The sequence below is a fragment of the Curtobacterium sp. A7_M15 genome, assembly GCF_030705415.1.
Lineage (GTDB): Bacteria > Actinomycetota > Actinomycetes > Actinomycetales > Microbacteriaceae > Curtobacterium.
The window spans coordinates 1-21,751 of the sequence record NZ_JAUZED010000041.1; the positions used below are offsets into that span (position 1 = coordinate 1).

Genomic DNA, 21,751 nt, shown 5'->3' on the forward strand with positions numbered 1-21,751 from the left:
ACGACCGAGCACGTCGACGCCCGCATCCACCGTGTCGTCCGCCGCCCCGCACCGAGCGTGACGGCCGTCACGACGGCGACCCGCGCCTCCCGGTCCCGCCGCGCCAGCCGCGTGACGCTCACGAGCGCCCTCGCCGCCCTCGCGATGTTCGCCGCCTCGGCGATGCCCGCGCACGCCAGCGCCGGCACCTCGATGGCGACCGCGACGCTCGCGCCCTCCGTGCGGACGCAGGACTACGCCGTGACGCAGGCGATCTCCGCCTCCGACCTCGACCGCGACGGCTTCACGGTGGGCGGCGGTTCCGCCGGGACGCCCGGCACGTCGGTGTCCTACGGCGGCGAGGTCCGGTCGCCGTTCCCCGGGCCCGTGCGGATGAGCTCCGGGTTCGGCTACCGCGCGGCTCCGTGCGGCGCCTGCTCCTCACTCCACCAGGGCCTCGACTTCAACCCGGGCATGGGCGCGCCGATCGGTGCCGTGGCCGCGGGGACCGTCCGGGTCTCGGGCACGTACTTCTCGTACGGCACCACGGTCATCATCGACCACGTCATCGACGGCCGCGAGGTCTCCACCCTCTACGGCCACATGATCCCCGGCTCTTCGCCGCTGAAGGTCGGCGACACGGTCGAGGCCGGGCAGTTCATCGGCAAGGTCGGCTCCTCCGGCGTCTCCACCGGCGCGCACCTCCACCTCGAGGTGCTGATGGACGGCGAGACCCCGATCGACCCGGAGGTCTGGCTCGAAGCTCGCATCGGGCGTTCCCTCACCGCCTGATCAGGTTGCCTGTGCATGCTCACAGGCATGGACGACTGTCACAGACCGCCCGCCCGACGCCGATCTGAGCCGCCAGCCCGCTGATGGGACCCGACACCTGGATCGCCTTCGGGCTCGTGGTCCTCTTCGTGCTCGTCGGTGGCGTGTTCGCCGCGGCCGAGATCGCCCTCGTCTCCCTCCGCGAGTCGCAGCTGCAGCAGCTCGAGCGCCGCGGTTCCCGGGGCATGCGGGTCGCCGAGCTCGGCCGTGACCCGAACCGCTTCCTCTCCGCCGTGCAGATCGGCGTGACCGTCGCCGGCTTCTTCTCGGCGGCGTACGGCGCCTCGTCGATCGCCCCGGACGTCGCCCCGCTGTTCACGGCCCTCGGGCTCGAGCGGGGCGCGGCCGAAGCGGTCGCACTCGTGCTGATGACCCTCGTGATCGCCTACCTCTCGCTGGTGTTCGGCGAGCTCGTGCCGAAGCGGCTCGCCCTGCAGCGGGCCGAGGGCTTCTCGATGGCCGTGGCCCCGACGCTCGACCGCTTCGCCACGCTCATGCGCCCGGTGATCTGGCTGCTCTCGAAGTCGACCGACACCGTCGTGCGACTGCTCGGCGGCGACCCGGACGCCCGGAGCGAGTCGATGAGCACCGAGGAGCTCCGCGGTCTCGTCGAGGACCACGACGCCATCGACGCCCAGGGCCGACGGATCGCCCGCAGTGCGCTCGACGCCGGCGACCGGATCCTCCGCGAGTCGATGCGGCCGTGGTACGACGTGTCGACGATCGACGCGGGCACCTCGATCGCCGCGGCCACCGACCTCGCCATCGACCTGGGTCACACCCGGTACCTCGTCACCGACGGCACCCGGGACCACGTGGACGGCTTCGTGCACCTGCGGGACCTCCTGCGGCCGGCGGACCCGACCGCGCCGGTGTCCACCCTCGTGCGGCCGGTGCTCGCACTGCCCGAGACGAAGTCCCTGTCGAGTGCGATCGCGGACATGCGCACCGAGGGACACCAGATCGCCCTGGTCGTCGACGAGTACGGCGGCAGCGCGGGCATGGTGACGCTCGAGGCGCTGCTCGAGGACCTCGTCGGACGCATCAGGGATGAGTACGACGAGCCGAACGCGGAGCACGACGGTGTCGACGGGGCGACCGTGCTCGAGGACCTCGTCGCCGACGGCGGACCGGCGCTGCCCGACGGGGACTACGAGACGGTCGGCGGCCTGGTGCAGGTGGCGCTCGACCGCGTGCCCGAGGTCGGGGACGTCGTCGAGGTCGACGGCCACCGCCTCGAGGTGACCGCCATGGACGGTCACCGCGTGGCCCGCGTGCGCATCACCTCCGACGCCACCACCTGACGGACGGGAGGCGCGGGACGACCCTGACCCGCGCCTCCCGTCCGACCCGTCCCGGGTACGGGCAGGGCCTGCCGCGGTACCAGCCACGGGACGTACGCTCGTCACATGGGTATCGACGTGCGCAACGAGATCCGCGACTTCCTGTCCTCGAGGCGGGCGCGGCTCACGCCCGAGCAGGTCGGCATGCCGTCCTTCGGCGGCGGTGTCCGGCGCGTGCCGGGACTGCGTCGACACGAGGTCGCCATGCTCGCCGGCGTCAGCGTCGACTACTACACGCGGCTCGAGCGGGGCTCGCTCAAGGGCGTCTCCGACAGCGTGCTCGAGGGGCTCGCCGGTGCGCTGCAGCTCGACGAGGACGAGCGCGTGCACCTGTGGGACCTCGCCCGGCTGGCGAACGCCGGCGTGAAGGTCATGCACCGCAACGTCCCGACCCGTGTACGCCCCGGTGTGCAGCGGTTGCTCGACTCGATCACGGGCGCGCCCGCCTGGGTGCGGAACGAACGCGGTGACGTGGTCGCCACGAACGAGCTCGGTCGCGCGCTCTACGCTCCGATGTTCGCGGGCCCCGGTCGTCCGGTGAACACCGCGCGCTTCACGTTCCTCGACCCGGCGGCGAAGGAGTTCTTCGCGGACTGGGCGCAGACGGCGCGCGACTCGGTGGCGATCCTCCGCGCGGCAGCCGTCTCGAACCCCTGCGAGCCCGGACTCGTGACCCTCGTCGGGGAACTGTCGACCCGGAGCGAGGAGTTCCGCACGTGGTGGGCCGCACACGACGTCCGGACGCACCGCACGGGCAAGAAGCGGCTCGTGCACCCCATCGTCGGTGAGCTCCGGCTCGACTACGAGGCGCTGGAGCTCGTCGCCGATCCCGGACTGGTGATGTTCTCGTACTCGGCCGAACCGGGCAGCGAGTCGGAGCGGTCCCTCGCGCTCCTCGGGTCGTGGGCGGCGACCGAACGCGCCGAGCAGTACGCGGCCCTGCACGAGTCGGAGACCGAGCCCGTCGACTGACCGGGCGCCTGGTCGCTCGGAGGACCTTCGCCGTCACGTCGTTGACCGTTCTGGTTCGCGATCCCGGGGATTCCCGAACCGCAACGGTCACGGAGCGATCCGCGTCGGTCCGTGGCGGCGGGCAGGGGTGTCCGGCAGACGGGGTGTCCGGCAGACGGCGTGTCAGGCAGACGGAGTCGTGGGACCGGACTCGTCCGGGTCGGCACCACCCCCGTCGATGCCGTCGACGACCGCGTCGTACCGCAGCCGCTCGATGCGCAGCTGCCGCTCCGTCGCGGACAGCCGCAGCACCCGGATGGCCGCGACCACGAGCACGATGAGCGCGACGGTCAGCACGGCGAGCGCCACGACGAACGCGATGTACAGGACACTGACGACGGCGAATCCCCCGGAGACCATGGGCCGACCGTACCAGCCGCGGTCCGTAGGCTGAGGCCGTGACGAGGACGACGGACGGTTCAGCGGGGGACGCCGACTACGCCCACATCGGTCAGGACTACCGGAAGTACCGCCGACCCGAGCCGTCCTTCGCCCGGGCGATCGCGAAGGCCCTCGGCGACGCCCGGACGGTCCTCAACGTCGGCGCCGGCGCCGGGTCCTACGAGCCCACCGACCGCGAGGTCACCGCGGTCGAGCCCTCGGCATCGATGCGTGCGCAGCGACCGGAGTCCCTCGCGACGGCGATCGACGCCACCGCCGAGGACCTGCCGTTCGCCGACGACGCGTTCGACGCAGCCATGACGACGTTCTCCGTGCACCAGTGGGCCGACCTCGAGCGCGGGCTCGCCGAGCTGCGCCGGGTGACCCGGGGCCCGATCGTGATCCTGACGTGCGACCCGGACCGGGTCGAGGACTTCTGGCTCGCCGAGTACGCCCCCGAGGTCATGGCGACCGAGGCCCGGCGGTACCCCGCGCTCACCCGGATCGCCGCCGCACTCCCCGACGACACCGTGTCGACCTCGCGCCTGCCGATCCCGTTCACGTGCGTCGACGGGTTCTCCGAGGCGTACTACGCCCGGCCGGAGCGGCTCCTCGACCCGGGTGCGCGGCGTGCGAACTCGGCGTGGAGCTTCGTCGACGAGGTCACCTCGCGCCGGTCCGTCAGCGCGCTCCGCTCGGCGCTCGAGTCCGGGGAGTGGGACCGCGCCCACGGCTCGCTGCGGACCCGGCCGACCTACGAGGGCTCCCTCGTCCTCCTCACCGCGGATCCGGCGGCTTGACACGGGGACGTAGGCTGGTCACGTGAGCTTCCAGGAGGTGGTCGGCGCCCGTTTCGCCGACATCAGGGCGTGACGCCCCGGGTCGCACCGTCCGGTGCGGCCCCCGTCACCGAACCCTGAACCCTCCGCCCGGTGCGGCGCGCGCGTGCGTGCCCCGGGCCCTTCCGAGAGCGAACCACCATGCTGCCCATCAGCGAGAAGACCCTGCGTACGTCCTTCGTCAATGCCTCCCGCAAGGAGACCAGCGACCTCACCCTGCCCGCCGACTTCGAGACGCTCGACTGGGACGCGCTCGACTACCTCGGCTGGCGCGACCCGAAGCTGGCCCGTCGCGCGTACGCCGTCGTGCCGACGCTCGAGGGCGACCTCGTCGGCATCCTGTTCCGGCAGGCCGAGGCCTCGCCGCGTGCCCGAGCGCAGTGCTCGTGGTGCCAGGACGTGAAGCTCCCCAACGACGTCGTGTTCTACAGCGCGAAGCGGTCCGGCACGGCGGGTCGCAACGGCAACACCGTCGGCACGCTCGTCTGCCAGGACTTCCAGTGCTCGCGCAACGTCCGGCGCACGCCGCCGCTCGCCTACGAGGGCTACGACGTCGAGGCCGCCCGGCTGCAGCGGATCGAGGACCTGCAGCTCCGTGCCGCGTCCTTCGCCGCCGAGGTCTAGCCCCGACAGCGCGCGCGGACGACGAGCGCGCGGCGGACGTCGTCGAGGTGCGCCCCTGTGGGACGGGAGGCGCGGTGCCGGCCCGTCCCGCGCCTCCCGTCCCGCACCTGCGGACGTTCCGGGACCGTGGGTCGCGTCGCGCGGGAAACCGCCGCGTAACCCCCGTGAAACCGGCCTTCCGTAGCGTGGCGGCATGGACATCGGCGATCTCGACGACGCGACCGTCTCCGACGCGGTCGCCACGGCCTCCGGGTGGGCGGCCGTCCCGGCCTGGGCCGCCGCCCTCGCCGCCGCCCGACCGTACGGCTCCGTCGCCGCGCTGTCGGAACGCGCCGCTGCCGAGGCCCGGGGATGGGGCGCGGCCGAACTCGACGTCGCCCTCGCCGAGCACCCGCGGATCGGAGAGCGGGGCACGGATGCCTCGTCCGCACGGGAGCAGTCGGCCATGCGCACCGCCGACGACGACGTCACCCGGGCGATCGCCGAGGGGAACGTCGAGTACGAGCGGCGCTTCGGCCGGGTGTTCCTCGTGCGCGCCGCCGGCCGGACGCCCGAGGAGCTCCTCGCCGAACTCCGCAGGCGGCTCGGCAACGAGCCCGACGTCGAGGTCGGCGAGGCAGCGGCCGCCCTCGCGGACATCGCGCTGCACCGGATCCGGGCGACCTTCGGTGTCGCGCAGCTCACCACGCACGTGCTCGACGCGACCAGCGGCAGGCCGGCCGTGGGAGTGGGCCTCGCGCTGAGCACCGACGCCGGAGAGGTCCTCGCGACCGGCACGACGGACGGCGACGGTCGTGCTGCTCTCGGGCCCGACGTCCTGCCTCGCGGCGACCTGCAGCTCCGCTTCGACACCGGCGCTTACCACCGGGCTGTGGGGGTGCCGTCGTTCCACCCGTTCGTCTCGGTGGCGTTCACCGTCAGCGGGACCGAGCACCTGCACGTGCCGCTCCTGCTCAGCCCTTTCGCCTACAGCACGTACCGCGGCAGCTGACTCGCATACCGCGCGGGGCATGCATTCCTCGTAGCGCGCGCGAGCGGGCGAAATGCGCGGGCTCCGCATGGCGGACGGCGCATGTTTCGCCCGCTCGCGGTCGCGGTGGAGGCACACCGTGACGGCCAGGAGGCGCGGTTCCAGCTGGCACCGCGCCTCCAGGCGGTCATCCGGTCGCGTCTACCGCCCGATGCTCGACATGTCGGGGTAGCGGTCGCCCGTCGGGACCGGCAGCGCGGACAGGCGCGCGATCTGGTCCGCCGTCAGGGCGAGGTCGGCTGCGCCGACGTTCTCCTCGAGCCGTGCGACCCGCTTCGTGCCCGGGATCGGCACGACGTCGTCGCCCTGGGCGAGCAACCAGGCGAGCGCCACCTGCGCCGGGGTCCCGCCGGCCTCGGCCGCGATCTCCTTGACCGCGTCGACGATGCGCATGTTCTCGGCGAAGGCCTCCTCCTGGAAGCGTGGGTTCGCCAGTCGGAAGTCGTCAGCGTCGAGGTCGGACGGCTTGGTGATCGCTCCGGTCAGGAACCCTCGGCCGAGCGGCGAGTAGGGCACGAGGCCGATGCCGAGCTCGCGGAGGGTGTCCAGCACGTCGCCCTCGGGGTCGCGCGTCCAGAGCGAGTACTCGCTCTGCAGGGCCGTGATCGGGTGGACCGCGTGGGCCTTCCGGATCGTCGCGGCACTCGCCTCGGAGAGGCCGATGTGACGGATCTTGCCCTCCTGCACGAACCCGGCGAGCTGCCCGATGACGTCCTCGATCGGGACCGCGGGGTCGACGCGGTGCTGGTAGTAGAGGTCGATGTGGTCGGTGCCGAGGCGGCGGAGCGAGCCCTCGAGCGCCTCGCGCACGGACTCCGGTGCGGAGCTGATGGCGCGGCCGGTGGCGGGGGTCTCCTCGCCGGCGGTGTGGGTGATGAGGCCGAACTTCGTCGCGATGACCACGTCGTCGCGACGGTCTCCGAGTGCCCGGCGGAGCAGGTCCTCGTTCGTGTAGGGGCCGTACGCCTCGGCCGTGTCGAACAGGGTGACGCCGAGGTCGATCGCGCGGTGGACGGTGCGGATCGATTCGTCCTCGTCGGTGCCGGCGCCCGTGTAGAAGGCGCTCATGCCCATGGTGCCGAGGCCGATGGGACCGACCTCGAGGTCTGCGAGCTTGCGTGTCTGCATGGGTGCTGGTCTACTCCGGGTCACTCGGTTGGAGGGAGGCACTGACCGGACCCGTCAGCCGGGAATGCTCCTTCGTGCGGTTCCTCCAAGGATCCGCGCGTTCGTGGCGCACCCCTGGTGGGATCGTGGCGTGAACCTGTACTTCCGCCTGTTCCTGCTCCGGTTGCGCGTCCGGCTCCGCCCGGCCGTCGGCGGACGACGACCGTCGCTCTGGGACGAGGTCCGCACCCCGTTCCGGGTGACCCTGACCGATCTCGACCCGCTGCGGCACGTGAACAACGGGAAGTACCTGTCGATGCTGGACCTCGGGCGGCTCGACCTCATGCTGCGATCGGGCTTCTGGGCGGACATCGCCGAGCGCGGCTGGTACCCGGTCGTGTCCGCGCAGACGATCACCTACAAGCGCTCGCTGACGCTCGGGCAGCGGTTCGAGCTGATGACGCGGGTGCTCGGGATGGACGACCGAGCGGCCTACCTCGAGCAGACGTTCGTCCGACGCGGGACCGTGGTGGCACGGGCCGTGGTGCAGGCGCGGTTCCTGCTGCGGACCGGAGGGACGGTCTCACCGGCGGAGCTGCTCGAGGCCGCGGGTGCGACCGACCGGGACCTGTCGGTGCCGGACTGGGTGCACGAGTGGGCCGGGGCCACCCGCATCAGCAGCTCGGGTACGCTCACGGGCACTGGGTCCGAGACCCCGGGACGAGAGGGGACGTCATGACCGTCGTGTGGATCGTGATCGGCGTCGCGGCGCTCATCGCCGCCGTCATCACCGTGCTCGAGGTGCAGAACCGCCGACGAGCGAAGCGCCTCTCGCACCTCGGACCGGCCGACCCGCAGCTGGGGGATCGGGCGCGCGCCGACGCCGAGGCCCAGCTGGCCGTGACCGAGGGACTGTCGAAGGCCGCGCACCCCGGGATCACGGGCGCCGGCGGTGGCATCCCCGGACCCTGACAGGAATCCGTCCGACCGATGTGTGACACTTCACACGCGATCGGACATGTCCCTCCTGGCGGCGCACCGAGCGCCCGACACGGAAGGACACCACCATGCAGTTCCCCCGCAAGCCCCTCCTGACCGTCTCCGGCATCCTCCTGGCCGGAGGCCTGGCGTTCGGGCTCACCGCCTGCAGCACCGACTCGACGACCACGGGCGCAGGCGACGCCGCCTCGACGTCGGTCCAGGGCGCCACGAAGACGTTGACCGTCGGATCGCTCACCGAGGACGGGACGACGGTCCTCGCCAGCACGAAGGTCGGCGATGCCGTCTTCGCGCTCGGCAAGAACGCCGGCCAGATCCGCGCCACGACGTCGATCGGCGGCACGGTCGCCGGTTGGGAGACCTTCGGCGAGCCCGCGGAGGTCCGGTCCGACGACTTCACCGTCGTCAACCCGAGCAACACCGCCGAGCGCTTCGCGAGCGTCAGCGGACAGGTCGGTGCCGACGTCCGCGGCGTCGACTACACGACGCACGACGGGGAGACCGTCACGGCAAGTGTCTCCAGCGGGTACTACATCGCCGCGTGGGAGGGCGAGGACTTCTCCGACCGTGAATCCCTCGACGGCTCCTTCACGCTCCACCTCGCGGACGGCACCACCAAGACCGTCACCTACCTCGAGAAGACCGACGACTGATCACCGTGACCGCTGCCCGGTGCCGCCGCGACGCGACGGACGAACGACACGATCGTCTCGTCGCGGCGCACCAGGCTGCCTACGCGGACCTCGTCCGGTACTTCACCCGTCGAGGCGCGGCGAACGACGCCGACGAGCTGACCGCCGAGGTCTTCGTGATCGCGTGGCGCGGGATGCCTGACGACCTCGACGACCCGCGACCGTGGCTGTTCGGTGTCGCTCGGAAGGTGCTCGGGAACGCTCGGCGGCGCCACCAGCGACGTCAGGGACTCGACGTCCCGCTCGAGCACGACGACGGCGCCGAACGCACACCTTCGGTGACGACGCACAGCGGCCCGATCGCACTCCGCGTCGACGTCCAACGTGCCTGGAACCGGCTGAGCCCCGCCGATCAAGAGCTGCTGGCCCTGATCGCCTGGGAGGGCCTGACCACGGTCGAAGCGGCGGCGGTCCTCGGTCTGAAGCGATCGAGTGCGGCGATGCGGCTGAAGCGCGCCCGCGAGCGACTCCGCGCCCACCTCGAACCAGCCCACCCCGAACCAGTCCACCCCGCCACAGCTCGCCAGGAAGCCTCGTGAACACCGATCTCCCCGAGTGTGACCTGCTCCGCTCCATCGACCCGGCACCGCACCACGTCCCGGCGGACGCGCAGGTGCGCAACCTCCGAGCCGTCCTCGGACGGGTCGCACCGACCATCGCCCCGCGGTCCGCCCCGAGGCGACCGTGGCTGCGGATCGCCGTCCCCGTGCTCGGCGTCGCAGCCGCTGCGGCCGTGGTGCTCCCCCTCGCCCTCACGGCTCCGACGCCACACCACGAGGCAGCGACGACAGCGACCGCCCCGGTGTCACGGCAGCCGGCACTCACCGCCGGGAGCAGGACGCACGACGGCACGACGATCCTGGCCCGGACGAGCGTGGGCGACGCCGAGTTCCTCATCGGGCGCCGAGACGACGACGTGCGTTTCGGCGTCTCGCTGGACGGCAGCGATCCCGACGACAACTGGGAGGCCATCGACGGCGCCGCGACCGCCGCCCCCGACGCGATCGTCATCCTCAACGCCGGCAACGTCGCCGAACGGTACGCGAGCACGGTCGCCCGCGTCGGACACGACATCGTCGCAGTCGAGGTCCTCACGCATGACGGCAGCGTGGTCCGAGCCCTTCCCGAGGACGGCTACGTCGTCGCGGCCTGGGAAGGATCGGACTTCTCCGGCTCGGACGTGCTCGACCCGCGGTTCCGCGTCCACCTCCGCGACGGGACGAGCTCGACGTACACGTACCTGGAGCTCACCGGCCACTGAGCGCCGTGGGCTCAGGGCGTATACAAGTGGGGTGAACGAACGAAGCGCCACCAGACGCGCGGTGCTGGCCGGGGGAGTCGGACTCGGGATCGCCGGGGTGCTCGCCGCGTGCAGTCGACCATCGCCGTCGCCGTCCGGCACGAGCAGCCCCACCCGTACCCCGACGGTGTCGCCGACACCGGGTGGCCCCGACTCGTGGGACGCCCTCGCCGCCGCGGTCTCCGGGCGGCTGCTCCGCTCGGGGTCGGACGGGTGGGACAGTGCCCGACTCGTCGAGAACCCGCGGTACGACGACGCCGACCCTCAGGGCATCCTGCGCGCGGCCGGCACCGCGGACGTCCAGGCCGGGCTCGCCTTCGCCTGGAACACGAACACTCCGGTGGCTCTCCGTGCCGGCGGCCACTCGTACACGGGGTGGTCGGCCGGCGGTGCGAGCGGCACCGACGTCCCGCGGTCGCTGGTGATCAGCACGCAGGACCTCGACGGCGTCGACGTGCACGATGACGGCACCGTGACGATCGGCCCGGGTGCGCAACTCGGCGACGTCTACGCCACGCTCGCAGCCGCCGGACGAGCGATCGGCGCGGGTTCCTGCCCGACCGTCGGCATCGGCGGGCTGACGCTCGGCGGCGGGGTCGGCGTACTCGTGCGGTCCTTCGGCCTGACGTGTGACCAGCTCACCGGCGCGACCGTCGTCACGCCGGACGGCACCGTGCACGAGGTGTCCGCGACCGCCGAGCCCGACCTGTTCTGGGCCTGCCGCGGCGGCGGGGGCGGCACGGTCGGCGTCGTCACCGCGATGACCTTCCGGACGCAGGCCGCACCCGACGTGCTGTTGTTCGACATCGTCTTCCCGTGGTCGTCCGCGGCCGCCGTGGTGCGCGCCTGGCAGGACTGGGCTCCGACGGCCGATCGGCAACTCTGGTCGACGCTCAAGCTCCTGAACGGATCCCGGCACACCGCGCCGACGGTCACCGTCACCGGCGTCTGGACCGGGTCGAGGACGGGGGCGGACGCATCGGTCGACGGGTTCGTGCGCGCCACCGGTGCCACGCCCTCGTCGCACACCGCGCGGCAGATGACGTACGGCGACGCGATGTCCGCCCTGGCCGGGAAGCCCCAGCGGGTGTCCGAGTCGGCGACCTCGTCGATCGGCACCACGAAGCTGTCCGACGGGCAGATCGACACGCTCGTGCAGCACGCGGCTGCGGCCGGCGACGTCCCCGGCAACCGCGAGGGCGGGGTCTCGCTGGACGCCCTCGGCGGTGTCGTGTCCGACGTCGGGCGGACCGACACCGCCTTCCCGTGGCGGTCGGCGCTCATGACCGTCCAGTACACCGCGGTCTACGCCGACGGATCGGACCCGGCGCCCTTCGACGCCTACGTCCGGGGGTTCCGGAAGGCGATGCGCCCGGCGTGGGGGGACGCGGCCTACGCGAACTACTGCGACGCCGCGATCACCGACCCGTCGGACTACTTCGGCGTGAACACCTCGCGATTGCACCGGATCGCTGAGCAGGCGGACCCGAACGGGGTGCTCGACCAGCCGAACTGGGTGTGATTCAGTATTGTACATTCGCTGAAGTACCACCGACTCCGTGCTTCGATGCCTCAGTGCGATCCCTTCCCGTCTCCGCGATCACGACGTTCCGTCATCTCCTGACGATCACGGCACTGCTCCCGCTGGTCCTCGCCTCGGTCGTCGAGCTCCGATCGACCGCAGCGTGCGCGCCGGACCCGTCCGACCGAGCCCCCTGGGCCGAGCTCGACCCGCCGTACCGCACCGATTTCGGCACACCCCAGCACGAGAACTGCGCTGTCCACTCGGGTGCGCCGCTGGACTTCGGCGAGCTCACCGAGCCACCGACGGCAGAACGCGCGGCGACGTCGACGGCGGACGACATCGACGTGATCGCCCACTGGTACAACGACTTCGGCCTCGACAGCACGCTCGCTTCCCCGGGTTGGAACGGCTGGTACGACTGGCAGTGGAACTTCCCGACGAACCGTGACGGCGACGACCCGGGTTCCGAGCTGCGGTACGACCCGGCTCGTCACCCGGCGCTCGGCTTCTACAAGGGCGACGATCCGCGAGCGCTCGGGTGGATCGCGTACTGGCTGCGCAGCGCGGGGGTCCGCGCGGTGAGCTTCCCCCAGGAGGCCGGCTTCACCACGGACGGATGGGGTGGCCCGACGCGTGACTGGCTCGAGCAGTACCTCGAGCACACGCCCAACTCCGACGCCCTCGACTACGTCTTGCCGATCGGTACCCGGGGCGGTCCGGCAGAGATCGAGCGGCGAGCGGTCCAGCTCGTCGACACGGTCCGGGACCACCCCCACGTCTCCGTGTTCGCCGAGGACGGCAAGCGGTACGCGACGGTCAACGCGTGGGATCTCGAGTCCCTGCGCGGACAGTTCGACGGCTACGCGAACCTGAACGCTCCGAAGACCGTCGCGTTCCTGCGCTCGGTCGCCTCGTCGTTCCGCGGACTCGGCTACGACGGTGTCGCGGTGCTCGCGCGCCGCTCCGGCGTCCTCGGGCAACGCTGGACGCAGTTCGTCCCGGACGGCATCCGCATCATCGGGTCGACCTACGACGGACTGTACGACGACGGAGGGACCCACGAGACGTACGCGGACTACACGGAGGGGATCGACTACGACTCGATCCCCGCTCTGCAGGAGAACGCGGCGATCGGCACCTTCACCGCACTGGAGACGACGTTCCCGCACCCGTCCGGGTACCGACTCGCCGGATCGACCCCGCAGCTGTTCCGGAAGCAGCTCGACCGTGCGAGGGCGCACATCGACGAACACGGCCTGCCGCGAGTGATGACGGTGTACAACGTGTCGGAGTGGGCCGAGGGCGGACCCGGCCTCATCCCGAACGCTCGCGACGGATTCGGCTACCTCGAGGCACTGCGACGAGCGATCGCGGGCGAACCCGAGCCCGCCGCCTCGGCGCTGCCGGCACGGGACCCGGACCGTGCGGACACGGACGCCGGGACGCCCCGGAACCCGACGGCGGACCGCCGGACGAGGAGGCACGGTACCGGTCCGGCACCGACCTCGCGACGACGGTGGGTCGCCCTACGATGACGGCATGGACGCGGACGACCTGGTGCTCCCCGACGCCGCTGCCTGGCGCGCCTGGCTCGACCTACACGAGGACGACCCCGACGGCGTGTGGCTCGTCCTCGCGAAGAAGGGCACCACGCAGCCGACGACGCTGACCTACGACCAGGCGCTCGACGAGGCGCTCTGCTCGGGTTGGATCGACGGCCAGAAGCGTGGACGGGACGCTGCGACGTTCCGCCAGCGGTTCACTCCGCGGCGGAAGGCGTCGCTCTGGTCCCAGCGCAACATCGGACTCGTCGCGACGCTCGACGCCGCGGGACGCATGCGGGACCGCGGCCGCGCCGAGGTCGACCGCGCGAAGGGCGACGGCAGGTGGGATCGCGCCTACGCCGGTGCCGCGAGCGCCACCGTGCCCGACGACCTGCGCGCGGCACTCGACGCCGCTCCCGCAGCGGCAGCGCTGTTCGCCGAGCTCGACGCGACGAACCGGTACGCGGTGCTCCACCGGATCACGACGGCACCGAGTGCGACTGCGCGGGCGAACCGGCTCGCGAAGCTCGTCGGCGGGCTCGAGCGGGGCGAGACCCCGTACCCGCGCAGACCCTGACCCCGTACCCGCGCAGACCCCGACGGGCACGGGACGGGTTCAGCGACGCAGGCCGACGAGCACGCCCCGGTGGTCGCTGCCGTTCGCGGGGAGCACCTCGGTGGACGTCGTCCCGAGTCCTCGGGTGAAGACGTGGTCGATCCGCACGACGGGCAACTGCGCCGGCCAGGTCGCTCCGAACCCGCCGCCCTCGTCGAGCATCCGCGTCAACGGGAGCATCTCCGGGTCGGCCGCACCACCGTTGAAGTCCCCGGCGACGACGAGCCGTTCGGAGTCGTCGTCGCGGACCGCCTCGGTGAGGGACGCGAGCATCCGCGGTCGCCCGTCCTCGCCGCCCGGTCGCAGCGAGTCCATGTGCACGACGTAGAGCCGGACGTCGCCGACCCCGGTGTCCACGGTCACCCGGAGTGCGCGGGCCCAGCCCAGGCCGAGGGTGAGGGGTTCGCCGTCGCGCAGGGCGGTCCGACTCCACACCCCGATGGACCCGACGCGGTAGTGGTGCGGGTAGCGCTCGTCGAGGACGCCGGCGACCGCCGTGCCCGAGGTCCGGGTGAGCTCCTCGAGCGCGATGACGTCCGGGCCGCGCGCTGCGATCGACCGCGCAGTGGCGGCCGGGTCGGGGTTGGCAGCCTCGACGTTCTCCGTCACGACCGTCAGCTGCGGCGACCCGGGCGCTCCGGGCGCGAGCACGCCCGGCAGGATCGCGACGGCCCGCGCGGCGGCGAAGGCGAGGGACAGCACCGCGAGCCGCTTCGACCGTGTCCCGAGGGCGACCCCGGCGACGGGGACGAGCAGGAGCGCGAGCCACGGCAGCAGCGAGCCGATCACGGACCCCGAGCTCCCGAGGACACCCAGGACGGCGGGGACGAGGAGGACGACGATCCCGGCGAGCAACGCGATCCCGACGACACCGATGACGAACGAGCGGCCGGGACTCCGTCTGCGGGAGCGGAGGGGCACGTCGAGGAGCATAGGAACCGGTTCTGACAGATCCCGGGGGACACCGACACACCACACCCGCACGACCGGCGGCGTAGACCGGTGTCATGACCACTGGCACCGACACCACGAACCGTCCGGCCGCCGCCTCCGGCACCTTCCGCATCGGTGGCGACCTCGAGGTCCACCGCCTCGGCTACGGCACCATGCAGCTCACCGGCCCCGGCGTCTGGGGGCCCCCGAAGGACCACGACGAGGCGATCCGCGTCCTCAAGCGCGCCGTCGAGCTCGGCGTGGACTTCTTCGACACCGCCGACTCGTACGGCCCGTACGTCGCCGAGGACCTGCTCCGCGAAGCACTGCACCCGTACGGCGACGACATCGTCATCGCGACGAAGGCCGGCCTCACCCGCACGGGCCCGAACGAGTGGCCGCCGGTCGGCCGCCCGGAGTACCTGCGCCAGGAAGCGGAGATGAGCCTCCGCCGCCTCGGCCTCGAGCGGATCGACCTGTTCCAGCTCCACCGCATCGACCCGAAGGTCCCGCTGGAGGACCAGGTCGGCGAGCTGAAGAAGCTGCAGGACGAGGGCAAGATCCGTCACATCGGCCTGTCCGAGGTGTCGGTCGACGAGGTGAAGGCGGCGCAGGAGATCGCCACGATCGTCTCCGTCCAGAACCTCTACAACCTGCAGAAGCGCGACGCCGAGGAGCTCCTCGACTGGTCGACCGAGCAGGGCATCGGCTTCATCCCGTGGTTCCCGCTCGCGACCGGTGGTCTCACCGGCAGCGACTCCCCGCTGACCGAGATCGCCGAGCGCAAGGGTGCCACCCCGGCCCAGCTCGCCCTGGCCTGGCTCCTGAAGCGATCGCCCGTGGTGCTGCCGATCCCCGGCACGTCGAGCGTCGCCCACCTCGAGGACAACCTCGCGGGTGCGACGGTCGAGCTGAGCGACGACGAGTTCGAGGAGCTGTCGAAGCTGGGTTCCTGACGCGACCGGCTGACGGACGGGAGGCGCGGTGCCAGCGGGCGCTGCGCCTCCCGTCCGTCCTGGGGTTGCGTCCACATACGCGGTATGTGCATACTCGGTATGTCCACGATGGACGGAACGAGGGGATGACGCATGAGCGTACGGATGGGCGTACTCGCGCTGCTGGTGGCCGGACCCGGGTACGGGTACCAGCTCCGGGGGGAGTTCGAGCACCGGACCGGGGGCAGCTGGCCGGTCAACATCGGCCAGGTCTACACGACGCTCGACCGTCTGGAACGCGACGGCCTCGTGGCCCGCGGTGACGCCGACGCCGACGGACACGTCGTCTACACGGCGACCGACGCGGGTCACGAGGAGGTCGCACGCTGGTTCAGCGAGCCGGTCCCGCCGAAGCGCGGTCGCGACGAGCTCGCGATCAAGTTCGCGCTCGCGGTGACGGTGCCCGGGGTCGACGTTCCGCGCCTCGTACAGGTGCAGCGCGCCGCAGCCGTGCGGAACCTGCAGGACCTCACCCGACTGAAGCGGTCCTCGGACCCCGCGGACGACCTGGCGTGGTCGCTCGTGCTCGAGTCGATGCTCTTCCAGGCCGAGGCCGACGTCCGCTGGCTCGACCACGTGGAGTCGAGCGTCGCCCGCTACCGGCCCTCCCCGAAACCCGACTCGTCGGAAGCGGCCGAGTCGGCCGACGCCACCGTCCGGAGTGCCCGGTGAACGGCGCGGCACCGCTCCTCGAGCTCGACGCCGTGAGCGTGCAGTACGGCTCCGGGGCGAAGGCCGTGACCGCCCTCGCCGGCATCGACCTGCAGATCCGCCGGGGCGAGATGGTGGCTGTGATGGGCACCTCCGGATCGGGCAAGTCGACACTGCTCGCCTGCGCGGGCACGCTCCTGCCACCGACCAGCGGCGAGGTGGTGATCGACGGCGACTTCGTGTCCGACCGCCCGGCCAAGGACCTCGCGGCGCTGCGTCGACGCCTCGTCGGGTTCGTGTTCCAGGACTTCAACCTCATCCCCTCGCTCACCGCCGTCGAGAACGTGGCACTGCCACTCGAGCTCGACGGCTGGAAGGCGAGCCGTGCCCGACGCGCAGCCGAACTCGCGCTCGAGAACGTCGAGCTCGGGCACCGCGCCGACGCCTTCCCGGACGACCTGTCCGGCGGCCAGCAGCAGCGGGTGGCGATCGCCCGCGGCGTCGTCGGCGAGCGTCGGCTGGTCCTCGCCGACGAGCCGACCGGCGCCCTCGACTCGCAGACCGGCGAGGTCGTGCTGCGCATGCTGCGTCGGCACGTCGATGCCGGAGCGGGTGCACTGCTCGTGACCCACGACGCCCGGCACGCGGCGTGGGCGGACCGCATCGTGTTCCTCCGCGACGGTCGCGTCGTCGACGAGACCGTCTACTCGGGCGTCGAGATGGCGCTCACGGACCGGGCCGCCTCGTGAGGACGCGTCGGCCACGCGCCGACGCCGCGACCCGCTCGGGGCGTGATCGCCGCACGCCCTTCGCGCTGCGTCCGGCGCTCCGGTTGGGTCGACGGCTGGCCTTCGCGAAGGCCGGGCGGGCGGCACTGATCGTCGCCCTCATCGGCATCCCCACCGCGGGGTTCGCGGCGGTGTCGATCGTGGTGCAGTCGACGCAGCCGACCCAGGCGGAGAGCCTCCGGTACGACCTCGGACACGCGGTCGCGCAGATGCAGGTCGTCGGACCGGACCTGCCGGGCATGCGGCAGGACCCCGTGCAGTGGCAGTACACCGAGTCGGCCAACGGCAGTCCGGTGCAGGAGTCCGACGGCGACGCACGGTTCGCGGACCTCCTCGACCACGTCCCCGCCGGCGCGGTGTCGATCCCGGTGACGTCGAGGTCGATCGTGCTGACCGGGCCGAAGGGGCCGATCGGCATCCAGGCGGTCGAGGGCGCGGTCTGGTCGAAGGTGCTCGACGGGCACTGGCACGTGCTGGACGGCGCGGCACCGACCAGCCGCGACGAGCTCATGGTGACCCCGGCGACGCTCCAGCGACTCGGAGCCGACATCGGGGACACCGTCGACCTGACCGACCCGGTGACGAAGCGGTTCACGATCACGGGCACGATGCGCGACGCCGCGTCGGACCCCGACGCGCAGGGCGTCTTCCTGCCGTGGGGCACGACGGTCACGGGGGCGGACGCGGCTCCCGCGCCGTACGACCTCACGGTGTACCTGGCATCCGACGCGCCCACGTGGTCCGACATCCGCGCCCTGAACGCCCACGGGATCACGGTGCAGTCCCGACCCGTCGTGCTCGACCCGCCCGACGAGCGGTTGCACGGCGCCGGACTCAGCAGTCCGATCGGCTGGTTCCTCGGGGCGATGGCCCTGCTCGGGGTGTTCGCGATGTTCGAGGTCGCCTTGCTCGCCGGCGCCGCGTTCCTGGTCGGCACCCGGGCGGACACCCGCTCGTACGCGATCGTCACGAGCGTCGGCGGGGACCGGCGCTTCGTCCGCTCGATCGTCGCCGGCTCCGGGCTCGTGCTCGGGCTCACGGGCGCCGTCCTCGGGGTCGCGCTCGGCACCGGGGTCGGCGTGCTCGCGTTCCACCTGGTCGACAACGGCAACGTCGGCTCGTGGCCCGGGCTGCACATCCCGGTCGGCCTGCTCCTGTCGATCGGTGCCGCCGCCGTCCTCGCGGGGCTGGTGTCGGCGCTCGTCGCGGCCCGTGCAGCCACGCGGGTGAACGTCCTGGCCGCACTGCGCGGCTCGCTCCGGCCGGCGGCCGTGAACCCCCGCACCGAACGCCGACGCCGGATCTGGGCACCGGTCCTCGTCGTCGCGGGCACCGTGATGACCCTGGCGTGCGGTGTCGGCGTGCTCCTGCTCAACGACCGACCCGTGCAGGAGGACAAGCTCGCCTGGGTCGTCGGCGCCGGCGTCGCGATCGGCCCGTGCCTCATGCAGCTCGGGGTCGCGATGTCCTCGCCGTGGCTGCTCGCCCTCGTCGCTCGGATCGCGACGCGGTTGGGGCTCTCCGCCCGTCTCGCAGCCCGCGACGCACGGCGCAACCCGGTGCGGACCGTCCCCGTGCTGGCGAGCGTGATGAGCGTCGTCTTCGTCGCCTCGGTGGCGATCACCTGGAGCGCGTCACAGCACGCCCAGTTCGTCCGTGACTACGAGTACCGCACGGCCGTCGGGGTCGCCACGGCGGACGTCTGGCTCTCGAACGAGGACGGCAGTGACAGCGGGTACGACGCAGCCGTCACGGCGCACGCGGCCGAGGTGGTCCGGGGCGTCCTCGGACGCGACCGGGTCCGTGTGCTCGGCGTCGTGTCCGAGATCGCCGGTGACCGACCGTCGACGATCTCGCTCCTGCACAGCTGGGGACGCTCGGACTGCCGGACGAACGACACCACGTCCTGCTCGCGCTACCTCGTGTCGCAGGACAGCTCGGCACCGCACATCTGGACGGGCACGATCGGCGACTACGCCCTGCTCACCGGACACCGTCCGACCGCGGCGGTGCGCGACGCCCTCGCCTCGGGCCGGGCGGTCGCACTGTGGCCGGAGTACGCGCACGACGGTCACATCCGGATCGATGCGTTCCGCGACCAGACCTCGGACGGCCCGGCGATCTCGGACCGGACCCGGCCGGACGCGACGACGGACATCCCCGCGGTGCTCGACGTGCAGACCCCTCGCATCCAGGTCGGCGTCTTCATGACGCGCGAGACCGCCGCGCACTACCGACTCCCGGCGGTCGACGGCATGCTCGTCACGAAGCAGTCGGGCGAGATGACCCCGGCGCAGTCCGATGAACTGACCTCGGCGTGGCAGAGCCTCGGCGGAGCCGACCGCGAACGCTGGGGCGGCCCGTGGTTCCAGTACGAGGCCGGCCCCGTCGACGCCCAGGGGATCGTCAAGGCGATCGTGCTCGCCCTGGCCGCGGCGGTGACGATCGGCGCGACCGCGGTCGCCATCGGGCTGGCCCGGTCGGACGGTCGGCGCGACGACGAGGTGCTCGACGCGGTCGGTGCGGCGCCGGTGCTCCGTCGCCGGGTGTCCGCGTGGCAGGCCGCGATCCTGACCACGGTCGGCGCGGTGATCGGCACCCTGCTCGGCCTGCTGCCGATCCGGGCGCTCACCCTCCGGTTCACGGCAGGGCCGGCGGGCACCTCCCACCTGCCGTTCGTGGCGGACTGGCCGGTCCTCGCGCTGCTCGCGCTCGGGCTGCCGCTGCTCGTGACCGCGGGCACGTGGGTGTCGGGCCGTCGCCGGCACCGCGTGGCACTGCGGCGCACACCGTGACCGGTGGCGGCACCGCGCCGACCGGACCGGACGAGTCCGCTGGGAACGGCCGCGAAGACCCACAGCCAGCAGCGCGGTTCCCCAGCTCTGGGGACTGGTACGGCCGGTCGATCCGGGGGATACCTGATGTCGTGTCCCGCACCCGTCGCCTCGCCCTCGTCGCGAGCATCGTCACCGCCGCCTGCCTCGTCGCCGGCGGATCCCTCGTCGTCGGCACGGCCGTCGTGTCGGCGAGCACCGCAGCGGCGGAACGCGCTCCGTCCACGGGCCACGTCGCGGCGGCCCCGGTCGAACGTGCGGACACCCGAGCAGGCGGCGGAGCACGGGTCCGCGCCGCCACCCCGGACGATGCCGTGACCGGGGCGCTCGGCACGGGGGACCGCTCGGGCGCGGTCACGTTCGCGTACGCGGGGGACTCCATCACGGCACGGCCCGACTCGTGGCTCCACGACCTGGTGCCGGACACTCGGTTCCACGCCGTCGGCGGCTACGCGCACAGCGGCTACCGGTCCGACGAGGTCCTTCACGAGATCGGCCCCGTGCCGGATGCGGACGTCCTCGTCGTCGAGCTCGGCACGAACGACGTGAACCAGGCGATCCCGACCGCGACGACGATCGCGAACGTGGACGCCGTGGTCCGGAAGGTCGGGGCGCGGCACGTCCTCGTCGTCTCCGGCCCGCCCTCGAACTGGACCTGGAGCCAGTGGGGCGCCGACCGTCGCGCGGGACAGCTCGTGCTCAGCCGGGCGCTGGAGCACGACGCGGCGGACCACGGCTGGTCGTACGTCGACCCGTTCGCCGAGTTCCGCCAGGCGGACGGTGCCTGGGTCCGGGGTTCCTCGGCGGACGGGATCCACGGCGACGCGGCGACGAACGTCGTCGTCGCACGCGTGATGGCGAGCGCGATCGCGCGAGCCGCGCGCTGACCGCGAGGCGACCAGGGGCGGACGGGAGGCGCGGGGGGGGGCCCCCCCCCCCCCCCCGCCCCGCCGGCCGCGCCGCCCCCCCCCGCGCGGGGGGCGCCGGGGCGCCCCCGCGCCCCCCGGGGCGGCCCGGCCGGGGGGGGGGGGCCCCCCCCCGCGCCTCCCGTCCGTCTGCCGCTCACTCCGGCAACGGCTCGGCGTACGTCCGGAACGCACCACGCTCGGTGTGGATCGCCCACAGGCGATCCGCGATCGCCGAAGCGGAGTGCTCCGGCTGCCCGTCGTCGATCCCGAACGGGATGATGAGCTGGCCGACGTGGACGTCCTCGTCCCGGACAGCGTCGTGGAGCAGCTGCGCGTAGGCGCTCTCGCCCGCGAAGGCGACGGACGTGCCGGTGACCCGAGCACCCGGGCGCACCGCACTCCCGCCGTTCACGAACAGGATCGTGCCGTGCCCGATCGCACGCATGCCGGGCAGCACCTGACGGACCGCGTTGACCGAGCCGTACACCGAGAACTCGATCGGCCCGACGAGGTCCTCGGCCGTCGTCTCGAGCACCGGGCGCATGTACTCCTTGGCGGGCAGGGGGCTGTACTGCAGCACCTCGATCGGACCGAGCTGCTCGGTCGCACGCTCGAGCGCAGCGCGGAGCGAGTCCCCGTCGCGGACGTTCGCGGCGAAGCCGGCGGCGGTGTACCCGTGCTCCCGGAGCTCGGCGGCGAGGGAGTCGAGCCGGTCCTGGTTGCGCGAGATCAGTGCGATCGAGAAGCCTTCGCGGGCGAAGCGCTCGGCGACGGCGAGGCCGAGGCCATTGCCGGCTCCGACGATGGCGATGGTGGTCATG

At 72.5% G+C, this 21,751-nt stretch carries 23 protein-coding genes and 1 pseudogene; 20 read left to right on the forward strand and 4 right to left on the reverse strand.

The features are described 5' to 3' along the window. The 3 genes from Q7F20_RS09355 to Q7F20_RS09365 all read left to right on the forward strand — a co-directional run. A partial coding sequence (locus tag Q7F20_RS09355; protein WP_305739826.1) for a M23 family metallopeptidase occupies positions 1 to 771 on the forward strand: 771 nt, incomplete at its 5' end. A gap of 83 nt (positions 772 to 854) precedes the next feature. After that, complete coding sequence (locus Q7F20_RS09360) at positions 855 to 2,114, forward strand: hemolysin family protein (RefSeq protein WP_305739827.1); 1,260 nt, start codon at positions 855 to 857, stop codon at positions 2,112 to 2,114. A gap of 105 nt (positions 2,115 to 2,219) precedes the next feature. Beyond that, positions 2,220 to 3,125 (forward strand): helix-turn-helix transcriptional regulator, encoded by a 906-nt coding sequence (locus Q7F20_RS09365; protein WP_305739828.1) that lies wholly within the window; start codon positions 2,220 to 2,222, stop codon positions 3,123 to 3,125. 162 nt (positions 3,126 to 3,287) lie between these two features. Here Q7F20_RS09365 and Q7F20_RS09370 read toward each other — a convergent pair whose 3' ends face one another. Further along, positions 3,288 to 3,524, reverse strand: a complete 237-nt coding sequence (locus Q7F20_RS09370) for a hypothetical protein (RefSeq protein ID WP_305739829.1) — start codon at positions 3,522 to 3,524, stop codon at positions 3,288 to 3,290. Between the two features lie 38 nt (positions 3,525 to 3,562). On the opposite strand from Q7F20_RS09370, the gene Q7F20_RS09375 reads away from it, so the two are divergent. From Q7F20_RS09375 to uraH, 4 genes and pseudogenes are all read left to right on the forward strand, one after another. Continuing rightward, the gene (locus tag Q7F20_RS09375; RefSeq protein WP_305739830.1) at positions 3,563 to 4,345 is read left to right on the forward strand and encodes a class I SAM-dependent methyltransferase; all 783 of its coding nucleotides are present in this window, start codon (positions 3,563 to 3,565) and stop codon (positions 4,343 to 4,345) included. 180 nt (positions 4,346 to 4,525) lie between these two features. Then, positions 4,526 to 5,008, forward strand: a complete 483-nt coding sequence (locus tag Q7F20_RS09380; RefSeq protein ID WP_305739831.1) for an FBP domain-containing protein — start codon at positions 4,526 to 4,528, stop codon at positions 5,006 to 5,008. 193 nt (positions 5,009 to 5,201) lie between these two features. After that, positions 5,202 to 5,663, forward strand: a pseudogene (gene uraD, locus Q7F20_RS09385) (2-oxo-4-hydroxy-4-carboxy-5-ureidoimidazoline decarboxylase); the annotation flags it as partial. Beyond that, complete coding sequence (gene uraH / locus Q7F20_RS09390; protein WP_305739856.1) at positions 5,661 to 5,999, forward strand: hydroxyisourate hydrolase; 339 nt, start codon at positions 5,661 to 5,663, stop codon at positions 5,997 to 5,999. The pseudogene uraD and the gene uraH, both read left to right, overlap by 3 nt. A gap of 180 nt (positions 6,000 to 6,179) precedes the next feature. Here uraH and Q7F20_RS09395 read toward each other — a convergent pair whose 3' ends face one another. Further along, positions 6,180 to 7,166 carry an aldo/keto reductase gene (locus Q7F20_RS09395; RefSeq protein WP_305739832.1) on the reverse strand — a complete coding sequence of 329 codons (987 nt, stop codon included), beginning with the start codon at positions 7,164 to 7,166 and terminating at the stop codon, positions 6,180 to 6,182. 130 nt (positions 7,167 to 7,296) lie between these two features. On the opposite strand from Q7F20_RS09395, the gene Q7F20_RS09400 reads away from it, so the two are divergent. From Q7F20_RS09400 to Q7F20_RS09435, 8 genes are all read left to right on the forward strand, one after another. Continuing rightward, on the forward strand, positions 7,297 to 7,884 hold the full coding sequence (locus Q7F20_RS09400) for a thioesterase family protein (RefSeq protein ID WP_305739833.1): 588 nt from the start codon (positions 7,297 to 7,299) through the stop codon (positions 7,882 to 7,884). Then, a complete protein-coding gene (locus Q7F20_RS09405) occupies positions 7,881 to 8,117 on the forward strand; it encodes a hypothetical protein (protein ID WP_305739834.1) in 237 nt (78 codons plus the stop codon). Before Q7F20_RS09400 ends, Q7F20_RS09405 begins: the two co-directional genes overlap by 4 nt. Positions 8,118 to 8,212: 95 nt before the next feature. Next, positions 8,213 to 8,797, forward strand: a complete 585-nt coding sequence (locus Q7F20_RS09410) for a hypothetical protein (protein WP_305739835.1) — start codon at positions 8,213 to 8,215, stop codon at positions 8,795 to 8,797. Positions 8,798 to 8,802: 5 nt separating this feature from the next. Further along, positions 8,803 to 9,375 carry an RNA polymerase sigma factor gene (locus Q7F20_RS09415; RefSeq protein WP_305739836.1) on the forward strand — a complete coding sequence of 191 codons (573 nt, stop codon included), beginning with the start codon at positions 8,803 to 8,805 and terminating at the stop codon, positions 9,373 to 9,375. Then, a complete protein-coding gene (locus tag Q7F20_RS09420; RefSeq protein ID WP_305739837.1) occupies positions 9,372 to 10,097 on the forward strand; it encodes a hypothetical protein in 726 nt (241 codons plus the stop codon). The genes Q7F20_RS09415 and Q7F20_RS09420 overlap by 4 nt, the downstream gene beginning before the upstream one ends. Positions 10,098 to 10,128: 31 nt before the next feature. Beyond that, positions 10,129 to 11,658, forward strand: coding sequence for an FAD-binding oxidoreductase (locus tag Q7F20_RS09425; protein WP_305739838.1), 1,530 nt, complete (start codon positions 10,129 to 10,131; stop codon positions 11,656 to 11,658). A gap of 53 nt (positions 11,659 to 11,711) precedes the next feature. Then, a complete protein-coding gene (locus tag Q7F20_RS09430) occupies positions 11,712 to 13,196 on the forward strand; it encodes a hypothetical protein (protein ID WP_305739839.1) in 1,485 nt (494 codons plus the stop codon). A 4-nt stretch (positions 13,197 to 13,200) separates the two neighbouring features. Beyond that, a complete protein-coding gene (locus Q7F20_RS09435) occupies positions 13,201 to 13,782 on the forward strand; it encodes a YdeI family protein (RefSeq protein WP_305739840.1) in 582 nt (193 codons plus the stop codon). A gap of 39 nt (positions 13,783 to 13,821) precedes the next feature. Here the strand turns inward: Q7F20_RS09435 and Q7F20_RS09440 are convergent, their stop codons facing one another. Continuing rightward, a complete protein-coding gene (locus tag Q7F20_RS09440) occupies positions 13,822 to 14,742 on the reverse strand; it encodes an endonuclease/exonuclease/phosphatase family protein (RefSeq protein WP_305739841.1) in 921 nt (306 codons plus the stop codon). Positions 14,743 to 14,828: 86 nt separating this feature from the next. Here Q7F20_RS09440 and Q7F20_RS09445 point away from each other — a divergent pair, with 86 nt between their 5' ends. The 5 genes from Q7F20_RS09445 (at position 14,829) to Q7F20_RS09465 (ending at position 20,909) form a co-directional block, all read left to right on the forward strand. Beyond that, entirely contained in the window at positions 14,829 to 15,710 is an 882-nt protein-coding gene (locus Q7F20_RS09445; RefSeq protein WP_305739842.1) for an aldo/keto reductase, read from the forward strand. A 132-nt stretch (positions 15,711 to 15,842) separates the two neighbouring features. After that, positions 15,843 to 16,421 carry a PadR family transcriptional regulator gene (locus tag Q7F20_RS09450; protein ID WP_305739843.1) on the forward strand — a complete coding sequence of 193 codons (579 nt, stop codon included), beginning with the start codon at positions 15,843 to 15,845 and terminating at the stop codon, positions 16,419 to 16,421. Further along, positions 16,418 to 17,149: an ABC transporter ATP-binding protein gene (locus Q7F20_RS09455; protein ID WP_305739844.1), complete on the forward strand. Its 732-nt coding sequence runs from the start codon at positions 16,418 to 16,420 to the stop codon at positions 17,147 to 17,149. Before Q7F20_RS09450 ends, Q7F20_RS09455 begins: the two co-directional genes overlap by 4 nt. Before the next feature lie 83 nt (positions 17,150 to 17,232). Next, on the forward strand, positions 17,233 to 19,983 hold the full coding sequence (locus Q7F20_RS09460; RefSeq protein ID WP_305739845.1) for a hypothetical protein: 2,751 nt from the start codon (positions 17,233 to 17,235) through the stop codon (positions 19,981 to 19,983). A 131-nt stretch (positions 19,984 to 20,114) separates the two neighbouring features. Continuing rightward, positions 20,115 to 20,909: an SGNH/GDSL hydrolase family protein gene (locus Q7F20_RS09465; protein WP_305739846.1), complete on the forward strand. Its 795-nt coding sequence runs from the start codon at positions 20,115 to 20,117 to the stop codon at positions 20,907 to 20,909. 175 nt (positions 20,910 to 21,084) lie between these two features. On the opposite strand, the gene Q7F20_RS09470 is transcribed toward Q7F20_RS09465, so the two are convergent. Further along, entirely contained in the window at positions 21,085 to 21,750 is a 666-nt protein-coding gene (locus Q7F20_RS09470; protein ID WP_305739847.1) for an SDR family oxidoreductase, read from the reverse strand. Position 21,751: the final 1 nt, after the last annotated feature.